We start from the raw sequence: 16,912 nt of genomic DNA on the forward strand, positions 1-16,912 counted from the left end.
CGACACGTCGGACGGGAGGCTCCTTCCGGTTTTCGGCACCGGTCGTGGCCATGTCGCTGCCGCACTGGCCACGCAAAGGACCACGTCGGCCCCATTACCTCACGGCCTGAAGCGTCTGGCGGGCGATCTCGAGTTCCTCGTTGGTGGGTACGACGAGGACCGTCACGGGTGAGGCGTCCGTGGAGATCATCCTGGGACCGTTGTTCGGGGCAGCATTGCGGTCCGGATCGAGCTCGATGCCGAGGCGTTCCATTCCTGCGAGCGCGCCGGCGCGTACCGGCACGGAGTTCTCCCCTACTCCGGCTGTGAACGAGATGACGTCGACACCGCCGAGTTCCGCCATGTAGGCACCGAGATAGCGCTTGATGCGACGCAGGTAGACGCCCAACGCGAGCTGTGCGGCAGGGTCACCCGTCTCGGCCGCACGTGTGAGGTCGCGCATGTCCTTGTGCCCGGACAGCCCGAGGACCCCGGACCGCTTGTTCAGCACATCGTCGAGGTCGTCGACGTCGATGCGGGTCTTGCGCTGGAGGTACAGCAGCACTGCGGGGTCGATGTCACCGGCCCGTGTCCCCATCACGAGGCCCTCGAGCGGGGTGAATCCCATGCTCGTGTCCACCGAACGGCCGCCGTCGATCGCGCAGACGGATGCCCCGTTCCCCAGGTGCAGCACGATCTGCTTGAGGTCCGTGAGCGAGCGCTGCATGAACTCCGCTGCCGCCTCCGACACGAACTTGTGGCTGGTGCCGTGGAACCCGTAGCGACGGATGCGGTACCGCTCGGCGAGAGATGTCTCGAGCGCGTAGGTGTAGGCATCCGGCGGCATCGTCTGGTGGAACGCGGTGTCGAACACGGCCACGTGCGGCAGATCGGGGAAGGTCTTCTGCGCCGCCTTGATGCCCTGCGCGTTGGCCGGATTGTGCAACGGCGCGAGGTCGGAGAGGTCCTCGATGTTGATCAGCACGAGCGGCGTCACGAGCGTGGGCTCGAAGAATCGGGCGCCGCCGTGCACCACGCGATGTCCGACGGCGACCGGCGGATGCTCGTCCAGGCTCGGTCCGTGCTCCCGGAACGCGTCCAGCATCACGGCGAACCCTGCCGTGTGGTCCGGGATCTCCAGCGAACGCTCCCAGTGCCCCTCATCCGTATCGTGCGTTGCGTGCCCCGTCGCCTCGCCGATGCGCTCGACGAGGCCGGATGCGAGCCGCTCTTCGCTGTCCGCATCGATCAGCTGGTACTTGAACGACGATGATCCGCTGTTGATCACCAGGACGGATGCCATGGTTTCCTCTTCTCTGCCGGCTCCGCCAGGCTCGACCGTGTTGTTTTCTCCGTCGACTCCGCCACGTTCGGGTGTGTCGTCCAGCGGCGATCTTGTGCGACACGCCGGGATCGACGCCCCGACGGCGGCGCGTTTGACCGAAGCACCGCTCGAACGAACAGGGACGCGTGCGCAGGAGCGTCGGGTTTGTATGCCGAGGTGCCTCGCCAGGTCATGCCTGCGCCTGGATCGCGGTGATCGCGATCGTGTTCACGATGTCGTCCACGAGCGCGCCGCGCGACAGGTCGTTGATCGGCTTGCGCAGGCCTTGGAGCACCGGTCCGATTGCGACCGCGCCCGCCGAGCGCTGCACCGCCTTGTACGTGTTGTTGCCGGTGTTGAGGTCGGGGAAGATGAACACCGTGGCACGGCCGGCGACCTGGCTGCCTGGCATCTTCGCGGCGGCGACCGCGGCATCCGCGGCGGCGTCGTACTGGATCGGGCCTTCGACGAGGAGTTCCGGCGCCCGGGACCGCACCAGGGATGTCGCCTCCCGCACCTTCTCCACGTCGGCCCCGCTCCCCGACTCCCCCGTCGAGTACGACAACATCGCCACGCGAGGATCGATGCCGAACTGGCGTGCCGTCGCGGACGACGAGATGGCGATGTCGGCGAGCTGGTCCGCCGTCGGATCCGGGATCACCGCGCAGTCTCCGTACACGAGCACCCGGTCGGCGAGCGCCATGAGGAACACGCTGGACACCACGGAGACGCCCGGCCTCGTCTTGATGATCTCGAACGCCGGACGGATGGTGTGCGCGGTCGTGTGCGCCGCGCCGGACACCATGCCGTCGGCGAGGCCGAGCTGCACCATCAGGGTGCCGAAGTACGAGACGTCGGTGACGACATCCGCAGCCTGCACACGAGTGATCCCCTTGTGCGCGCGAAACCGGGCGTATTCGTCGGTGAAGCGTTCGTGCAGATCGGCGTCGAACGGCGACAGGATGCTCGCCCCCGCCAACTCGAGACCGAGCTCGGCCGCGCGCGACCGCACCGCATCCTCCTCGCCCAGGATGGTGAGGTCGGCGATGCCCCTGGAGAGCACGATGTGCGCGGCGCGCAGGATGCGGTCGTCGCCGCCCTCCGGCAGCACGATGCGCTTGCGATCGCCCCGCGCTCGCTCCACGAGTTCGTACGCGAACATGAGCGGGGTGACGATGGGCGATCGGGTGACGTCCAGCGCAGCCAGCAGCCGGCCCATGTCGACGTGGTCGGCGAACAGCTGCAACGCCGTCTGCCGTTTGCGTTCGGAGTCGGCGGCGAGACGTCCTCGGGTGTGCGTGATGCGCACCGTGGTCTCATAGCTCCCGTAGGGCGAGGAGATGATGGGCAGCGACGAGCGCACGCCGTCGAGGAGCCGCCTCACGGGCTCGCTCAACTCGAATCCGCCGTTGAGCACGATCGCCGAGATGGACGGGAACGTGCCAGCCGCGTTCGCCATCAGCACCGCGAGCAGCACCTCCGTGCGGTCGCCGGGAACGACGACCACAGACCCTTCGATGAGTCGCGACAACACGTTCTCCATGGACATCGCCGCGACGACCACGCCGACGGCCTCACGGTCCAGCAGCTCGGGGTCGCCGCGCAGCAGCTCGCCGTCGACGGATGCCATGATCGCCCGCACCGCCGGCGCCACCAGCATCGGATCCTCGGGGATGGTCCACACGATCGTCGACTCCGCAGCCATGTGGACGGCGTCCGCGATCGCGGGCAGGGCGTTCGGATCGGCGCGGTTGACGACCACGCCGAGCAGGTCGGCGTGCTCCGCCCGCAAGGAGGCGACCGTCACCTCGGCGAGCTGGTGCAGGTCGGCGGGAGTGCGGGCATCCGCTTGCCCTAGGCGCTCGTCGGAGCCCTGGGCGATGCGTCCGCCGAGCACGAGCAGCACCGGGGCACCGAGATTGGCGGCGATGCGGGCGTTGAAGCCCAGCTCGGTCGGTGTACCCACGTCGGTGAAGTCGCTGCCGACGATGACGACCACATCGCTGGATGCCTCCACCGCCTTGTACCGGTCGATGATGCGCCCGAGCGCGGCATCGGGGTCGGCGTGCACGTCTTCATAGGTCACCCCGAGCGCCTGCTCGTACCCGGTCTGTACGCCGTCGAGCCCCAGCAGCAGGTCGAGCACATAGTCGCGCTCGGACGCCGACCGTGCGATCGGCCGAAACACGCCCACTGTCCGGCCCTGCCGCAGCAGCAGGTCGACCACGCCCAACGCGATGGTCGACTTTCCGCTGCGTCCCTCGGCCGACGTGATGTAGACGGACTTCACGCGTTGTCTCCTCCGGTGTCCGCTGACGCGTTCACCGTCTCATCTGCGCTGTCCTGCGGATGTCCCCATGCCCAATTCGCGACCTCGGGGAGGTCTTCGCCGTGATCGCGCGTGTACTGACGCGCCTCGAGCCGCGCATCCTGCATGCGCTGCCGCAGTTCGGCATACCGCTCAGACAGGCCGGGAACACGGTCGATGACATCGATCACGAGGTGGAAGCGATCGAGGTCGTTGAGCATCACCATGTCGAACGGCGTGGTGGTGGTGCCGTTCTCCTTGTATCCGCGCACGTGCAGATTGTCGTGTCCGTGCCGGCGATACGTGAGGCGATGAATCAGCCACGGATAGCCGTGATAGGCGAACACCACCGGCCGATCGGCGGTGAAAATGGCATCGAACTCGCGGTCGTTCAGCCCGTGCGGATGCTCCGTCTCCGACTGCAGGCGCATCAGGTCCACGACGTTGACGACGCGTACCCGCAGGTTGGGGATCTCGTCGCGCAGGAGTTGCGCCGCCGCGAGCACTTCGAGCGTCGGGATGTCTCCTGCCGCGGCGAGCACGACATCCGGCGCCTGGCCCTCCACCTCGGTGCCCGCCCAGTCGAAGATGCCGATGCCCCGCGTGCAGTGCGCGATGGCCTGCTCCATGGTGAGCCAGTTGGCGGTCGGCTGCTTGCCGGCGACGACGACGTTGACGTAGTCGACGGATCGCAGGCAGTGGTCGTAGGTGGACAGCAGTGTGTTCGCATCGAACGGCAGGTAGACGCGAACCACGTCGGCGCTCTTGTTCACGACGTGGTCGATGAAGCCCGGATCCTGGTGGCTGAAGCCGTTGTGGTCTTGGCGCCACACGTGGCTGGACAGCAGGTAGTTGAGGCTCGAGATGGGTCTGCGCCACGGGATCTCCCGTGTCACCTTCAGCCACTTGGCGTGCTGGTTGAACATCGAGTCGATGATGTGGATGAACGCCTCGTAGCAGTTGAACAGGCCGTGCCGACCGGTGAGCAGGTAGCCCTCCAGCCATCCCTCGCATTGGTGCTCGCTGAGCATCTCCATGACGCGACCGGCGCGCGCGAGGTGGTCGTCCGTCTCCCAGATCTCCGCGTTCCACTGCTTGTCGGTCGACTCGTAGACTGCGGGCGCGAGCCGGTTGGATGCCGTCTCATCCGGCCCGAAGATGCGGAACGAGTGCGGATTGTCGGCGATCACCGTCGCGAGCCAGTGTCCGAGCACCTTCGTGGCCTCGGCCGTGGTCGCGCCTGGCGCCGGCACGTCGACGGCGAAGTCACGGAAGTCACGCAACGAGAGCTCCTTGCGGAGGAGGCCGCCGTTGGCGACCGGATTGGCGCTCATCCGCTTGTCTCCGGATGGTGCGAGCTCGGTGGCGATCGGCACCGGAGCGCCGTCCTCGTCGAACAGCTCCTCCGGACGGTACTTACGCAGCCAGTCCTCGAGGATGCGCGTGTGCTCCTCGGTGTCCCGCGCGTTCGCGAGCGGCACCTGGTGGGCGCGGTACGTGCCCTCCACCTGCACGCCGTCGATCTCGTGCGGGCATGTCCATCCCTTTGGCGTGCGCAGGATGATCATCGGCCATGGCGGGGTGGAGCCGTGCTGCTCGTCGCCGGGCGCGGCGTCGTATCGGCCGGCACGGGCATCCGCTTTGATGGTCGCGATGTCGTCGAGCACCTGGTCGAGCACGTCGGCGAAGCGCTTGTGCACCGCGATCGGATCTTCGCCGTCGAAGCCCCCGGTGACGAGGTACGGCACGTGGCCGTAGCCGCGGAAGAGGTCGAGTAGTTCGTCCTCCGGGATGCGCGCGAGCACGGTGGGATTCGCGATCTTGTACCCGTTGAGGTGCAGGATCGGCAGCACGACGCCGTCGTTTCGCGGATCCACGAATTTGTTCGAATGCCAGCTCGTCGCGAGCGGCCCGGTCTCCGCTTCGCCGTCGCCGACGACGCAGGCGACGAGCAGATCCGGATTGTCGAACGCGGCACCGTACGCATGACTCAGCGAGTAACCGAGCTCACCGCCCTCGTGGATGGATCCGGGTGTTTCTGGCGCGACGTGACTCGGGATGCCGCCCGGGAACGAGAACTGCCGGAACAGCTTGCGCATCCCCTCGGCGTCCCTGGTGATGTGCGCGTACACCTCCGAGTACGTGCCGTCGAGGTAGGCATTCGCCACCATGCCGGGGCCGCCGTGGCCGGGACCGGTGACGTAGATGGTGTTGAGACTGCGCTCCTGGATGACGCGGTTCAGGTGCGCGTAGACGAAGTTCAGTCCCGGCGTGGTGCCCCAGTGCCCGAGCAGACGCGGCTTGATGTCATCCCGTGTCAGAGGCCGTGTCAGCAACGGATTGTCGAGCAGGTAGATCTGTCCGACGCTGAGGTAGTTGGCCGCACGCCACCAGGCGTCCAGCGCCTCGATCGTCTCGTGCCGGAGGCCTTGCTCGGTCCTGTGCGGAAACGCCGGATCTTCACCCGACGCCGGGCCATCATGACTCGGTTCGACGGCAGTGGCGGATGCCACGACCTGCGCCGTCTCGTTCCCCTCGCCTCCTGCTTTCTTCCGCTTGCCTGCCTCGTTCTTCTTGGTGCGGGACTTCGTCGACGTCGACCCGAATGGCACGGATACCCCCTCCAATCCGGTCGCGGTTGCGGCCGCATCTCCATCCTTGTCGGGTGGACGTGTGACGCGCCAGGCATGTGGAGAGATCAATGCTGCGGGCCCCCCTGTGGACGGAGGGATGCGTCGCCGCCGCCCCGCCCCGGTTGAATCCGAACGATCCTGTTCACCGGACGCGGATGACGCGCATTCGGGTGGATCCGCCCGCTGGGCTCAGGCGTGCCGGCCGCGATGCGCGGGAGGGGACCGACGCAATGGAAGCCGCCGGCGCGACCGTTCGGACCCGCACCAGCCGGTCGCCCGGAACAGCGACAAGCCGCCCTCCCCGGAACGCAACACGCTCCACGTCGCGGCGGCGTGTACGCCGCGACAAACGCAACCATTCAGACTGCCGACAGCGGTGCGCCGGGCGGGGCGCGCTGGAGCTGAAAGCGGAGGCCATTTCTGGCCTCCGCCGCGACGTCAGCGCTGGCGGCCGTCCCGGCCGCCAGGTCTCGGCGCGTAAAACAAAAGGGACCCCTCGCGCACCCGCCAGAGCCCGGTTACCCTTGCTACGTTTCCGTCCTGGGGGAGTTGGCCTGGATGGCGCCACGCGAGGAGCCGTCGTCCAGTGTACCGGCATCCGGATGCCCGTTGCTCCGCGGCGCCTGACCGCCGTGTTCGTGGGCGGCAGACGCCTGATGCCCGGTGCGACGGCGCCCGACGACCGCGGTCTGCAGCGCCTCTGGCGTCGGGTAAGATTCTTTGAGGCCGTTTGCGCGGCCGCCCGGAGGATTCGCCTAGTGGCCTATGGCGCACGCTTGGAAAGCGTGTTGGGTGAAAGCCCTCGGGGGTTCGAATCCCCCATCCTCCGCCATGAATTGACGCATCTACCGGGTGTTTTCCTCTCCTCAGCAGCACAAGACGACACATGAGGCGCCCGGGTGGCTCAGTTGTGTGCGGTTTCACGCTGCGACACGCTGGTGCACGCCTCCGAAGGATGGGATTCCCGCGCGGGGGGGGGGGGGGGCTGGAGCGACGAGTCCGGCTTTGTTCTGTCGCACCCGCGGGCAGGCTCTCACTTCTTGGATGAGCGGTTGAGTAAGCGGTTCTCCACGCTGACCATCCAAGACAGCTGTTCCAGGCGCTCGATGTCAGTGTGGAGTACGTCTGCGCCGTTGGGATCCTTCCTCATCGACGTCGTCGTGCACGCGCTGCATCGTCGCGACCGTCGCGTCGATGCGTGCCGAGATCATGTCGACGACGCTCGCTGTGTCCTGTTCACCATTCGGGAATGCCGGCAGGGTCGTGGTGGCGGCGATGGTGTCGCTTCGCCCGTCGGGGACCGCGTGCAGCGCTCGCAACCGTTCGGCGGTGGTGCGGCAGCAGTTGTGACTGCGCACTTTTCGGGCGACAATGCGCGATCGCATCCGGCGTCGCATCGTCATACAGCCCTACACCAACCGCGCGCAACCACTCGACGGCGGCTCCGACGCACGATGACGATGAGGGTGGGCGGAAGACCTTCGGGCGGGCGATGGAGAGAGCAGTGGCGCAGCAGACGCGAACTATGACGGAGATCGTCACGAACCGCCGTGACGGCCTTGAGGACTACCTGCCGGCGGCACATGAGGCCGGCGAGATCGATGACCTCCTCGCACGCCTGCCGAACGCCGGTGCAGACGTGCCACTGCCTGGCAGGGGTCGAACCGTCGATCGCTTCTCCGGGCTCGCGACGGCCGGATTCACCGACATGACGGCCGCGCGGGTGCTCGAGCCGCATCTTGACGCCCTCGCCATCCTGCAGGAGGCGAACGTTCGACTCGATCGGCACAGGTCGTGGGGTGTTTTCGCCGCCGAGGCGCCTGGCGTTGCGCTCGACGCGAAGGAGACGGCGAACGGCTGGATGCTGACCGGCATCAAGCCGTGGTGCTCGCTCGGAGACCGGCTGGATGCGGCGCTCGTCACCGCCGCGACGGGCCCTTCGTCTCGACGGCTGTTCGCCGTCGACCTGCGCGCCGACGGGGTGCAACCTGTCGAGCACGAATGGGCGGCTGCCGGCCTCCGACAGATCGACAGCGGACCTTTGCGCTTCCGCGACGTCCCGGCCACGCCGGTCGGCGACGACGATTGGTATCTGAATCGGCGGGGATTCGCCTGGGGCGGCATCGGCGTGGCCGCCGTGTGGTGGGGTGGCGCTCAAGCACTGGCAAAAACCGTCGCCGACGCCGCCCGGCAGAGGGGCGGAGGCCCTTTGCTGGAACATCGGGTCGGCACCCTTTGGCAGCTGCTCGACGCGGCACGCGCATCGCTCGAACGCTCGGCGTTGCTTGTCGATTCGGCTCATTTGACCGCCGACGAGTGGGCGGCGGTCGCCCACTCGACGCGCGCGACGGTGATCATGGCGGTAGATGATGCGCTCTCCGCCGTTCGCGACGTCAACGGTCCAGCAGCTCTCGCGTTCGATTCGACGATCGCGCGTCGGGCCGCCGATCTCGAGTTGTACGCGGCCCAGTACCATCGGCTGCGGGACCCGGGGGCGATCGGACGGCGTCTCCTGGCGGGCGACCTTCGATGGTGACCTTCGATTCCGCGCGCGCGGTCACGTCCGCATCCGAATGGATGGCGGCCCCCGCGTGGACACACGTGCCCGTCGCTGATCTCGACCTGCTGTTCGGCAACGGGCTGCTCGTCTGGTCGGCGCATCCAGATGACGAGACGTTAGGCGTCGGTGGCCTGATCGCGGCGGCGGCCGAACGAGGGGTGCAGGTGCACGTCGAGCTGGCTACGGGCACCCCCGAACGGCTCCGTGAGCTCGCGTCCGCGCTGGCACTGCTGCATCCCGACGCAACGTTCTCCGCTCTTGAACTCACGGACGGCGCCCTGCGCGCCGAACAAGACCGACTGGATGCTGCGGTGCGGTCGAGCTTGAGCGAGTACCCCGGCCGCACGATCGTGGCCCCGTGGAGCGGAGACCGCCACGGGGATCACCGTGCGCTCGGCCAGGCCGTCTCAGCCGTGGCCCGCGACCACGGTAGACAGGCATACGCGTATCCCGTGTGGTTGTGGCAATGGGGCGAGCCGGCCGACGTTCCCTGGTCGGATTCGATCGCACTTCCGCTGACCGAAACGGCCCGGTCGCGTAAACGCGCAGCGGTGCGCGCGTTCTCGTCCCAACTGTCCGGTGACGATCCGGTGCTGCGTTCCGGAGTGTTGGACTGGGCCGATGCCGGCCGTGAAATCCTCGTGCTCGAGCCGACGAGTGCCGACCTGCATTTCGAGCTGCTCCACGGCTCGAGCACGGACCCGTGGAACGTACGCGACAGCTGGTACGAGCGGCGCAAGCGTGCCGTCCTCCTGTCCACGCTCCGGCAGGAGCGATATCGCGCCGTCCTCGAACTCGGCTGTTCGATCGGTGTCACCACGGCGGAGCTCGCCGGGCGCGCCGACGACGTGCTCGCCGTCGACGGATCCTTCGCCGCGGTGCATGCGGCACGGGATCGAACGCGGTCCAGGCCCAACGTTCGCATCGAACGGATGCGCCTGCCGCACCAGTGGCCCGGCGGCGCCTACGACCTCGTCGTGCTTTCCGAGCTGGGCTACTACTTCACACCGGACGAGTGGCACAGCGTCTGTGGACGTGTCGCGGACGCGCTCGTGTCAGGCGGCGAGGTGATCATCGCCCACTGGACAGGCGACGCGGCGGACTTTCTCCAGAGCGGGACGGCAGCACACCACGCGCTTGCCACGGCGATGGGCACGCCCGCGGATGTCACCCATCTCGAGAGAGACTTCCTCATCGAGAGCTATCACCGCCCGGAACGCTCATGACCGTGCACGGAGGAACGCACACGGACCGCATCGTCGTCGTCGTTCCCGCGCACAACGAGGAAGCGACCCTGGCCGGCTGTTTGGACTCGATCCTGGTCGCCACGCGACGCATCGATGTCGAGAGCGCGGATGTGCTCCTCGTGCTGGATGACTGCAGCGACGGCTCTGCAGCGGTGTCCGCGGGCTATCCGGCCGTGAGTACCGTCGTGATCAACTCCTCGTGCGTGGGAGCTGCCCGATCAACCGGGGTCGCGCGAGCCTTCGAAGGCCGCACCGACGAGGAACTTCGCCGAACATGGCTGGCGACGACGGACGCGGACTCCGTCGTGCCGCCGAACTGGCTGCGTGTGCATCTGGCCGCAGCGCGGGCGGGTGCCGACGTACTGATCGGTGCCGTCGTGCCCGTGCTGGAGGACCTCGACGAGCATCGTGCGCGGATCTGGCGGGCTCGGCATCAGCCGGGCGCGACCCTCGGGCACGTGCATGGCGCGAACCTCGGGGTGCGGGCCTCCACCTATCAATCGGCGGGCGGATTCCCGTCGACCACGGAAGACGAAGACATCGACCTCGTTCAGACGCTGCGTGGAACGGACGCCATCATCGTCGAAACGGAACAGGAGCCGGTCGTCACGTCGGCACGACTGAGAGGAAGGGTGCCGAACGGATACGCGGCGTACCTGGCAGCGCTCGACTGAGTCGATCACGCCAGATCGTGCACGGACACTCGAGGCGGTCGGACTACGGACGGCCCGCAGCCGCAGGGCGTCGATCGCTGATGACTACGCGCCGCTCGCGTTGAGGATCCGCATCAGGCGCGCACAGCCTCCACCACCGATTCTTCTTCCATCAGGACCAAGCCCCGTGAACTGTCCGCTGCAGCACGAAGGGCGAGAACCCAAGCCGCGTTGATGTTCGGCGACCGCGACCCGTCGAAATGGAATGTGAGGTCCGCAGACGGATGCAGCCACAACGACGTGCGACCGCTGCCCTCGCTCAAGGGAATTCTCCATGAGAGAGCAAAACTCTCGCCGTGCCGCAGCTTGTCGATCACAACGATGTGAACATGAGCAAGCGTGCGATCCTCGAACCGGTATCGCTCGCCCTGATAGATCACGTAACCCATGACGGCCCCTTCCAGCAATCCGGAAGAGGCAAAACGTCGGGGTCTGGGAAGGTTCACGACATCCGGTGATTCAAGTATCACCCTGTGCAGCGGCGACCGACACGCTCTCCTGGGCGCTCTGCGGCGATGTCCGAACGCAACGAGCGTGATCGATCGTTCCGCTTCACGTCCGCCGTCGACATGTCAACCCGAAGACGCAACGGCCTCGGCCCCATACGCTCGAGCCATGAAGGAGCTCATCTTCTGCGGAACTCCCGTGTTGATCGGTGACGAAGCCGCAGACACGCTCGTCGCGTACGCTGCCACGCTCAACCGCGTCGGCCGAAGCGACAACGTCGAGCTCCGCGCCCTCACGACCGAAGGCCACGACATCTCCGTGCGCTACCTCCTCAACTCTGCAGCCACCCTCATGACGCAATCCACAACCATGGCGGCGCTGGAGCCGAACAACCGCCAATCCGTTCGCTACATGAAAGCCGCCCAGCACAGACTCGACCCGCCGCTCGACGAGTACGCCCAACCAAACACGGCTGAATGAGCACGGCACACGGCGTCTGAGCGTCTGATCCCGTGAACCAGGCTGCCGCGCGCACCGATTGTGACGGTCGAGGGTCGATGACGTTCGTCGGAGAGCCGAGTCATCCCTGGTTCAGAGTCCGATCCGCAGCGGCGGTTCCGTCGCGGCGATCACCTGGTCGACGGTGACCTCGGGTGCCAACTCGACCAGCCGCAGTCCCTCCGGGCTGACGTCGATCACTGCGAGGTCCGTGATGATCCGATCCACCACACCCTTCCCGGTCAGCGGCAGGGTGCACGCGTTGACGATCTTCGGGGATCCGTCCCTGGCCACGTGCTCCATGAGCACGATGACTTGACGGGCACCGTGCACCAGATCCATCGCCCCGCCCGGGCCCTTGACCATCTTGCCCGGGATCATCCAGTTCGCGAGATCTCCCGAAGCCGACACCTGCATGCCGCCCAGAATCGCGGCATCGATCTTGCCGCCGCGGATCATCCCGAAACTGAGCGCGGAGTCGAAGAACGCCGCCCCCGGCAACACCGTCACCGTCTCCTTGCCGGCATTGATCAGATCCGGATCCACCGCGTCCCCGCTCGGGTACGGACCGACACCGAGGATGCCGTTCTCCGACTGCAGCACGACACTCACGCCATCCGGCACGTAGTTCGGCACCAGCGTCGGCAGACCGATCCCGAGGTTCACATAGGCTCCATCCGACAACTCCAGTGCCGCACGCGCCGCCATCTGCTCGCGGGTCAATGACATGGTCAGGCCTCCCCTCGCCCGGTCGCCTGCGATACGGGACGCACCGTGCGACGCTCGATCCGCTTCTCCACGTCGCGCCCCACCACCACGATGCGGTCGACGTAGACGCCGGGAAGGTGCACGGTGTCGGGATCGATACCACCGGCATCCACGAGCTCCTCGACCTCGGCGATGCAGATCCGGCCCGCCATCGCGGCCAGCGGCGAGAAGTTGCGCGCCGATTTGTCGAACACGAGATTGCCCTGCCGGTCCGCGAGTTCAGCGTGCACCAGCGCGAAGTCGGTGCTGATCGCTTCCTCCAGCACGAAGTCCTTCACCGCACCTGCCACGGTGAACGGCTGCACCGGCTTCGGCGGCGACGCCACCGCCACCGAGCCGTCGGCGTTGTAGCGTCGCGGCAGTCCGCCCTCCGCCACCTGCGTGCCGACACCGGTCTGCGTGAAGAATGCCGCGATGCCGCTGCCTCCCGCGCGCAGCTTCTCGGCGAGCGTGCCCTGCGGAGTCAGCTCGAGCTCCAGCTCGCCCGAAAGGAACTGTCGCTCGAACTCCTTGTTCTCCCCCACATACGACGACGTCATCCTGCGGATGCGGTGCGCGGCCAGCAGTACGCCGAGCCCCCAGTCGTCCACGCCGCAATTGTTCGACACCACGCTCAGCTCGTCGACTCCGGACTCGAGCAGAGCGTCGATGAGCACCATCGGGATGCCGCACAGCCCGAACCCGCCCACCGCGAGACTCGACCCGCTCCGGATGTCTGCAACGGCATCCGCCGCGGAACCCACCACCTTGTCGATCACCGCCGACACCACCTCCTCAGGACTCGCGATGCCGAGGCATTCGCACATTCGGTTCGGACATGAACCCCTTCGGGTCACGACCCGGTTCGGATCATCAACCTTTTCGGGTCACGACGCGCCTGGACCGCTCGTCGCCACGTGCGCCGCTGCCTCCCGCTGCGCGAACTCGCGGAATGTCGTCGGTCGCCGTCCCAGCAACCAGGTGAGCACGCCGGGGTTTCCCACGAAGTCGTGGTCGCTGTACGTCGCGGTGATGCCGCGCAGCACACTCAGTTCGTGCTGCACGGATGCGGGATCCGCGTCGCCCACCCAGGCGCGGAGGTAGGCGTCCGCGTCGATCTCGCGTGCCTCGATCGGGCGGCCGAGAACATCCGACAGCACCTCGACGATGTCGTAGGCGGTGAACCTGCCGGGCGCGACCAGTTCGTAGGTGGCGCCGGCATGAGCATCCGGATCGGCGAGTACTGCCTCCGCGACCTCGGCCACGTCGGCGAGGTCCACCATCGACTGCCGCCGCTGCAGCGACCACGACAGCTCGAAGACGTCACGCTCGAACACCGGCCGCAGCTTGAGCGGCAGCATGTAGTTCGCCGGCTGCAGAATGCTGAACTCGAGGCCCGACAGCACGAGATGCTCTTCGATGTCGCGCTTGAGCTCGTGCTGCACGAGGCTCGTCACGATCGAGTGCAGCACAGAGCTGAAGACGAAGTGTTCGACGCCCGCCTCCTTGGCGGCGTCGACGAGACCGATTCCCATCGCGCGTTCGCGCGGGTGCAGCGTTGGCCCGATGTGATAGATCGAGCGGATGCCGTCAACAAGGCGGCCCCAGCACCGCTCGTCTCCCAGGTCGGCGGTCACGACTTCCGAGACGCCCGCATCGCGCAGCGCCTGCGCCGACCCTTCGCCGGCCACGACCGCGCGCACCTCGTCGCCTGCTGCGACAAGCCGGGGAATCAAGTGTCTGGCTTGGTTGCCGTTCGCCGCCGTGACCAGGATCATCGCGTGAACCGCTGTCTGATGGTTCCGATGCCCTCGATCGAGGTGGCGAGCGCATCACCGTCCGTGAGGTATTTCGGCGGCGTGAGTCCGGCACCAACGCCTGACGGTGTTCCGGTGAAGATGAGGTCGCCAGGGTGCAGCTCGACGATCTCCGAGAGCCGACTGACGAGCTCGGGCACGTCGAAGATCAGCTGGTCGGTGCGCCCGTCCTGCAGAAGGGTCGTCTCACCTTCTGCAGAGGTGAGCTCGGTGGTGATGCGCAGGTTCGCCGGATCGTCGAACTCGTCGAGCGTGACGATCACGGGGCCGATCGGCGCGAATCCCTCGAACGACTTGCCCACGCTGAACTGCGCCGGCTGGCCCTGCCACTGCACGGTGCGTTCGGAGAGATCCTGGCCGACGGTGAAGCCGGCGACGTGCGCAATGGCATCCTGCGAGGCGATGTGACGGCCGCCGCGGCCGATCACGACGACGAGCTCGGCCTCCCAGTCCACCGTCTTGCCCGGCAGGCGCACGTCGGCGTCGGGTCCTGTCACGCTGGAGGGGAACTTCGTGAACACGAGAGGGAACTCGGGCAGAGCGAGCCCTGACTCCTTCGCATGGTCGGCGTAGTTGAGTCCGATGCCGAACACCTGCGACGGAGCCGGCGACGGTGCACCCAGGTCCGCTGGCGAGTAAGCGGCGGCGTCGGGGTGGGATGCCACGTCGACGCCGCGCGCCCACCCGGCGAAGTCGTCCCATCGAGGGAAGACTGCCTGCGGCTCGCTGCCGAACCGACCCTCTGAGGCCTTCTCGACGTCGAGCGCCAGCTCGTCGGTCACGAGCGCGAGTCGATCTCGCAGGTTGGCGATGCGCATGGTCATTCCCCTTCGGTGAGGTGGGTTGCGGTGTCGGGAGCCGCGGTGAAGTGCGGTTCATCGGTGTGGTGAGCCGCTGCCTGAAGTGCTTCGGCGGTGTTGGCTGCTCCCGTTGAGGTGAATCCGCGGAGCACCTCGCCGAGGACTGCCCCTGGATCGGCATACGGTGCGCCGATCCAGGCGATGTGCTGATCCGGCCGCACCAACACAAGCTCGTCACCTGCCACCGGAGCGAAGCCCTGTACAACGGGGTCGACGCGGCGCAGCGGGATGCCGCGGTCGTCTGCATACTGCTGCCAGGCATCCGTCGACTGCATGTCTGAGGCGAAGCCTGGGGCGAAGAGCGTGAACTCGGGGCCGAGGAGGTCGAAGAGCGACTCGCCGCGGCCGTTGCGCTGGTGTGGCAGCCGATTGCCGGGCCGCGCAAGCGGACGGTAGACGTCGGTGGTGGGCGCCTGCGCGGCGGCGTCGGGTCCGTAGCCGTAGCCCAGCACGAGGCCGAGGGCGTGGAACTCCGCGCGCTTCGTCTGTTGGATTGTCGCCGCCGCCGCCGCTCGCGCACGATCGCCACGCTCCCCCTCGGCCATCAGGTCGGGTGAACTGAGGTCGTGCGACAGCGTCTTCATGTTCGTCGCCGCGAGGTCGGTGGTCTGCTGGGCGATCGGCCTCCTCTCGGCCTCGTAGCTGTCGAGCAGTTCGGGCGGCGCCCAGCCGTGCACAACCGCGGCGAGTTTCCACGCGAGGTTGACGGCATCCCCTACCCCGGTGTTGAAGCCGTGGCCACCCCACGGCGGGTTCTGGTGCGCGGCGTCGCCCACCAGGAAGGCCCTGCCGCGGCGATAGGCGTCGGCGAGCAGCAGGCGTGCCTGCCATGGATCGGTCGCGAGCACCTCGACGTCGATGTCGGCGCCGACCAGCCGCCGGATGACCTCGGCCGCCTCTGCGTCGCTGTCGATGCGCTCCGTTCCGGTGGCGATCGCCCACCACTCGCCATCGAGGTCGAGCGGCCCCAGCACGCCCGGCGCCGCAGGGTTGAGCGCCCAATGATGCACGGCGGTGCGCGGCGGCAGGATGCCCGTCAGCTGTCGCGACCGGAAGGTCACGTTCACGTTCGGTCGTCCTCCCGCCGCGCCGACGTAGTGCGCGCCCATGGCATGCCGGACCAGGCTGCGCGCGCCGTCCGCACCGACGAGATAGTCGCACACCACCGTGGTCTCGACTCCGAGACCATCCACGATGACGGCGCTCGGACGGTCCCCATCCAGGTCGACGCTCAGTCCGGCGCTGCCGTACCGGCACTCGACGGTGGGGATGCCGACGAGCAGGTGACGCAGGCTCTCCTCGACGATGGACTGCGTGACCTGCTGGCCCGCTTCGGCGGTCAGGGCGGAATCCTGAAGCTCGAGTCCGAGAACGTCGCTGAACCAAGTGATGTCGCGGCCGGCAGGGGTCGTGCAGAATCGCACCTCTGCGCTCCAGCTGACCGGGATGGGCGCACGGCGTCGGATCTCCGCCGCCGCGCCGGTTCGCCGGAACAGCTCCATGGACCGTGCCGAGGTGGTCTTGGCGCGCGGCCGGGAATGCTCCACCTCGGTGCGCGGCTCGACCAGCAGGCACCGCACCCCGTGGAACGCCAGCTCGAGCGCCATGGTCAGTCCCACCGGTCCTCCGCCGAGAACCAGCACCGGCACATCGACGTCGGCGGCGATCATGCTTCCTCTTTCCTCCGCCCCTGCGCGAACATCCGTCGATCGCGGCGTGCGTGATCGAGGTTGCCGGCCGCGGTCCGTTGGGGGTCCCGAACCGCGGCCGTCCGGCTCA

13 protein-coding genes, 1 tRNA gene, 1 other RNA gene and 1 pseudogene are annotated in these 16,912 nt (G+C 67.4%); 5 read left to right on the top strand and 11 right to left on the bottom strand.

Annotated features, from left to right (window positions below; all coding sequences use genetic code 11):
* Positions 1-94 precede the first annotated feature (94 nt).
* The 4 genes from ACX9R5_RS16375 to ffs all read right to left on the bottom strand — a co-directional run bounded on the left by ACX9R5_RS16375 (position 95) and on the right by ffs (position 6,825).
* Positions 95-1,282 carry an acetate/propionate family kinase gene (locus ACX9R5_RS16375; RefSeq protein ID WP_459410125.1) on the bottom strand — a complete coding sequence of 396 codons (1,188 nt, stop codon included), beginning with the start codon at positions 1,280-1,282 and terminating at the stop codon, positions 95-97.
* Positions 1,283-1,493: 211 nt separating this feature from the next.
* Complete coding sequence (gene pta / locus ACX9R5_RS16380) at positions 1,494-3,593, bottom strand: phosphate acetyltransferase (RefSeq protein ID WP_459410126.1); 2,100 nt, start codon at positions 3,591-3,593, stop codon at positions 1,494-1,496.
* On the bottom strand, positions 3,590-6,124 hold the full coding sequence (locus ACX9R5_RS16385; RefSeq protein ID WP_459410366.1) for a phosphoketolase family protein: 2,535 nt from the start codon (positions 6,122-6,124) through the stop codon (positions 3,590-3,592). The genes pta and ACX9R5_RS16385 overlap by 4 nt, the downstream gene beginning before the upstream one ends.
* A gap of 604 nt (positions 6,125-6,728) precedes the next feature.
* Positions 6,729-6,825: signal recognition particle sRNA small type (gene ffs, locus ACX9R5_RS16390), an RNA gene on the bottom strand.
* Between the two features lie 163 nt (positions 6,826-6,988).
* On the opposite strand from ffs, the gene ACX9R5_RS16395 reads away from it, so the two are divergent.
* A tRNA-Ser gene (locus tag ACX9R5_RS16395) sits at positions 6,989-7,076 on the top strand.
* A gap of 201 nt (positions 7,077-7,277) precedes the next feature.
* On the opposite strand, the pseudogene ACX9R5_RS16400 reads toward ACX9R5_RS16395, so the two are convergent.
* A pseudogene (locus tag ACX9R5_RS16400) lies at positions 7,278-7,572 on the bottom strand (Dps family protein); the annotation flags it as partial.
* A 197-nt stretch (positions 7,573-7,769) separates the two neighbouring features.
* Between ACX9R5_RS16400 and ACX9R5_RS16405 the strand changes: the two are divergent.
* The 3 genes from ACX9R5_RS16405 (at position 7,770) to ACX9R5_RS16415 (ending at position 10,725) form a co-directional block, all read left to right on the top strand.
* Positions 7,770-8,780: a hypothetical protein gene (locus tag ACX9R5_RS16405; protein WP_459410127.1), complete on the top strand. Its 1,011-nt coding sequence runs from the start codon at positions 7,770-7,772 to the stop codon at positions 8,778-8,780.
* A 65-nt stretch (positions 8,781-8,845) separates the two neighbouring features.
* The gene (locus ACX9R5_RS16410; RefSeq protein WP_459410128.1) at positions 8,846-10,030 is read left to right on the top strand and encodes a PIG-L family deacetylase; all 1,185 of its coding nucleotides are present in this window, start codon (positions 8,846-8,848) and stop codon (positions 10,028-10,030) included.
* Positions 10,027-10,725 carry a glycosyltransferase family 2 protein gene (locus tag ACX9R5_RS16415; RefSeq protein ID WP_459410129.1) on the top strand — a complete coding sequence of 233 codons (699 nt, stop codon included), beginning with the start codon at positions 10,027-10,029 and terminating at the stop codon, positions 10,723-10,725. The genes ACX9R5_RS16410 and ACX9R5_RS16415 overlap by 4 nt, the downstream gene beginning before the upstream one ends.
* Before the next feature lie 113 nt (positions 10,726-10,838).
* On the opposite strand, the gene ACX9R5_RS16420 is transcribed toward ACX9R5_RS16415, so the two are convergent.
* The gene (locus ACX9R5_RS16420; RefSeq protein WP_459410130.1) at positions 10,839-11,153 is read right to left on the bottom strand and encodes a DUF7882 family protein; all 315 of its coding nucleotides are present in this window, start codon (positions 11,151-11,153) and stop codon (positions 10,839-10,841) included.
* Positions 11,154-11,379: 226 nt separating this feature from the next.
* Here ACX9R5_RS16420 and ACX9R5_RS16425 point away from each other — a divergent pair, with 226 nt between their 5' ends.
* Positions 11,380-11,691: a hypothetical protein gene (locus tag ACX9R5_RS16425; RefSeq protein ID WP_459410131.1), complete on the top strand. Its 312-nt coding sequence runs from the start codon at positions 11,380-11,382 to the stop codon at positions 11,689-11,691.
* A gap of 111 nt (positions 11,692-11,802) precedes the next feature.
* Here ACX9R5_RS16425 and ACX9R5_RS16430 read toward each other — a convergent pair whose 3' ends face one another.
* The 5 genes from ACX9R5_RS16430 to ACX9R5_RS16450 all read right to left on the bottom strand — a co-directional run bounded on the left by ACX9R5_RS16430 (position 11,803) and on the right by ACX9R5_RS16450 (position 16,803).
* Complete coding sequence (locus ACX9R5_RS16430) at positions 11,803-12,438, bottom strand: CoA transferase subunit B (RefSeq protein ID WP_459410132.1); 636 nt, start codon at positions 12,436-12,438, stop codon at positions 11,803-11,805.
* Positions 12,439-12,440: 2 nt separating this feature from the next.
* Positions 12,441-13,235, bottom strand: coding sequence for a CoA transferase subunit A (locus ACX9R5_RS16435; protein WP_459410367.1), 795 nt, complete (start codon positions 13,233-13,235; stop codon positions 12,441-12,443).
* A 108-nt stretch (positions 13,236-13,343) separates the two neighbouring features.
* On the bottom strand, positions 13,344-14,234 hold the full coding sequence (locus ACX9R5_RS16440) for an NmrA family NAD(P)-binding protein (RefSeq protein WP_459410133.1): 891 nt from the start codon (positions 14,232-14,234) through the stop codon (positions 13,344-13,346).
* Positions 14,231-15,091, bottom strand: coding sequence for a fumarylacetoacetate hydrolase family protein (locus ACX9R5_RS16445; protein ID WP_459410134.1), 861 nt, complete (start codon positions 15,089-15,091; stop codon positions 14,231-14,233). Before ACX9R5_RS16445 ends, ACX9R5_RS16440 begins: the two co-directional genes overlap by 4 nt.
* A 2-nt stretch (positions 15,092-15,093) precedes the next feature.
* Positions 15,094-16,803, bottom strand: coding sequence for an FAD-dependent monooxygenase (locus ACX9R5_RS16450; RefSeq protein ID WP_459410135.1), 1,710 nt, complete (start codon positions 16,801-16,803; stop codon positions 15,094-15,096).
* Between the last annotated feature and the right edge of the window lie 109 nt (positions 16,804-16,912).

This window comes from Rathayibacter sp. CAU 1779 (assembly GCF_054551755.1).

Coding starts and splice junctions, on each gene's coding strand:
- ACX9R5_RS16425 (WP_459410131.1), top strand. CDS start 11,380: ATGAAGGAGCTCATCTTCTGCGGAACTCCCGTGTTGATCGGTGACGAA.
- ACX9R5_RS16405 (WP_459410127.1), top strand. CDS start 7,770: ATGACGGAGATCGTCACGAACCGCCGTGACGGCCTTGAGGACTACCTG.
- ACX9R5_RS16420 (WP_459410130.1), bottom strand. CDS start 11,153: ATGGGTTACGTGATCTATCAGGGCGAGCGATACCGGTTCGAGGATCGC.
- ACX9R5_RS16440 (WP_459410133.1), bottom strand. CDS start 14,234: ATGATCCTGGTCACGGCGGCGAACGGCAACCAAGCCAGACACTTGATT.
- ACX9R5_RS16445 (WP_459410134.1), bottom strand. CDS start 15,091: ATGCGCATCGCCAACCTGCGAGATCGACTCGCGCTCGTGACCGACGAG.
- ACX9R5_RS16375 (WP_459410125.1), bottom strand. CDS start 1,282: ATGGCATCCGTCCTGGTGATCAACAGCGGATCATCGTCGTTCAAGTAC.
- ACX9R5_RS16430 (WP_459410132.1), bottom strand. CDS start 12,438: ATGTCATTGACCCGCGAGCAGATGGCGGCGCGTGCGGCACTGGAGTTG.
- ACX9R5_RS16415 (WP_459410129.1), top strand. CDS start 10,027: ATGACCGTGCACGGAGGAACGCACACGGACCGCATCGTCGTCGTCGTT.
- ACX9R5_RS16450 (WP_459410135.1), bottom strand. CDS start 16,803: ATGATCGCCGCCGACGTCGATGTGCCGGTGCTGGTTCTCGGCGGAGGA.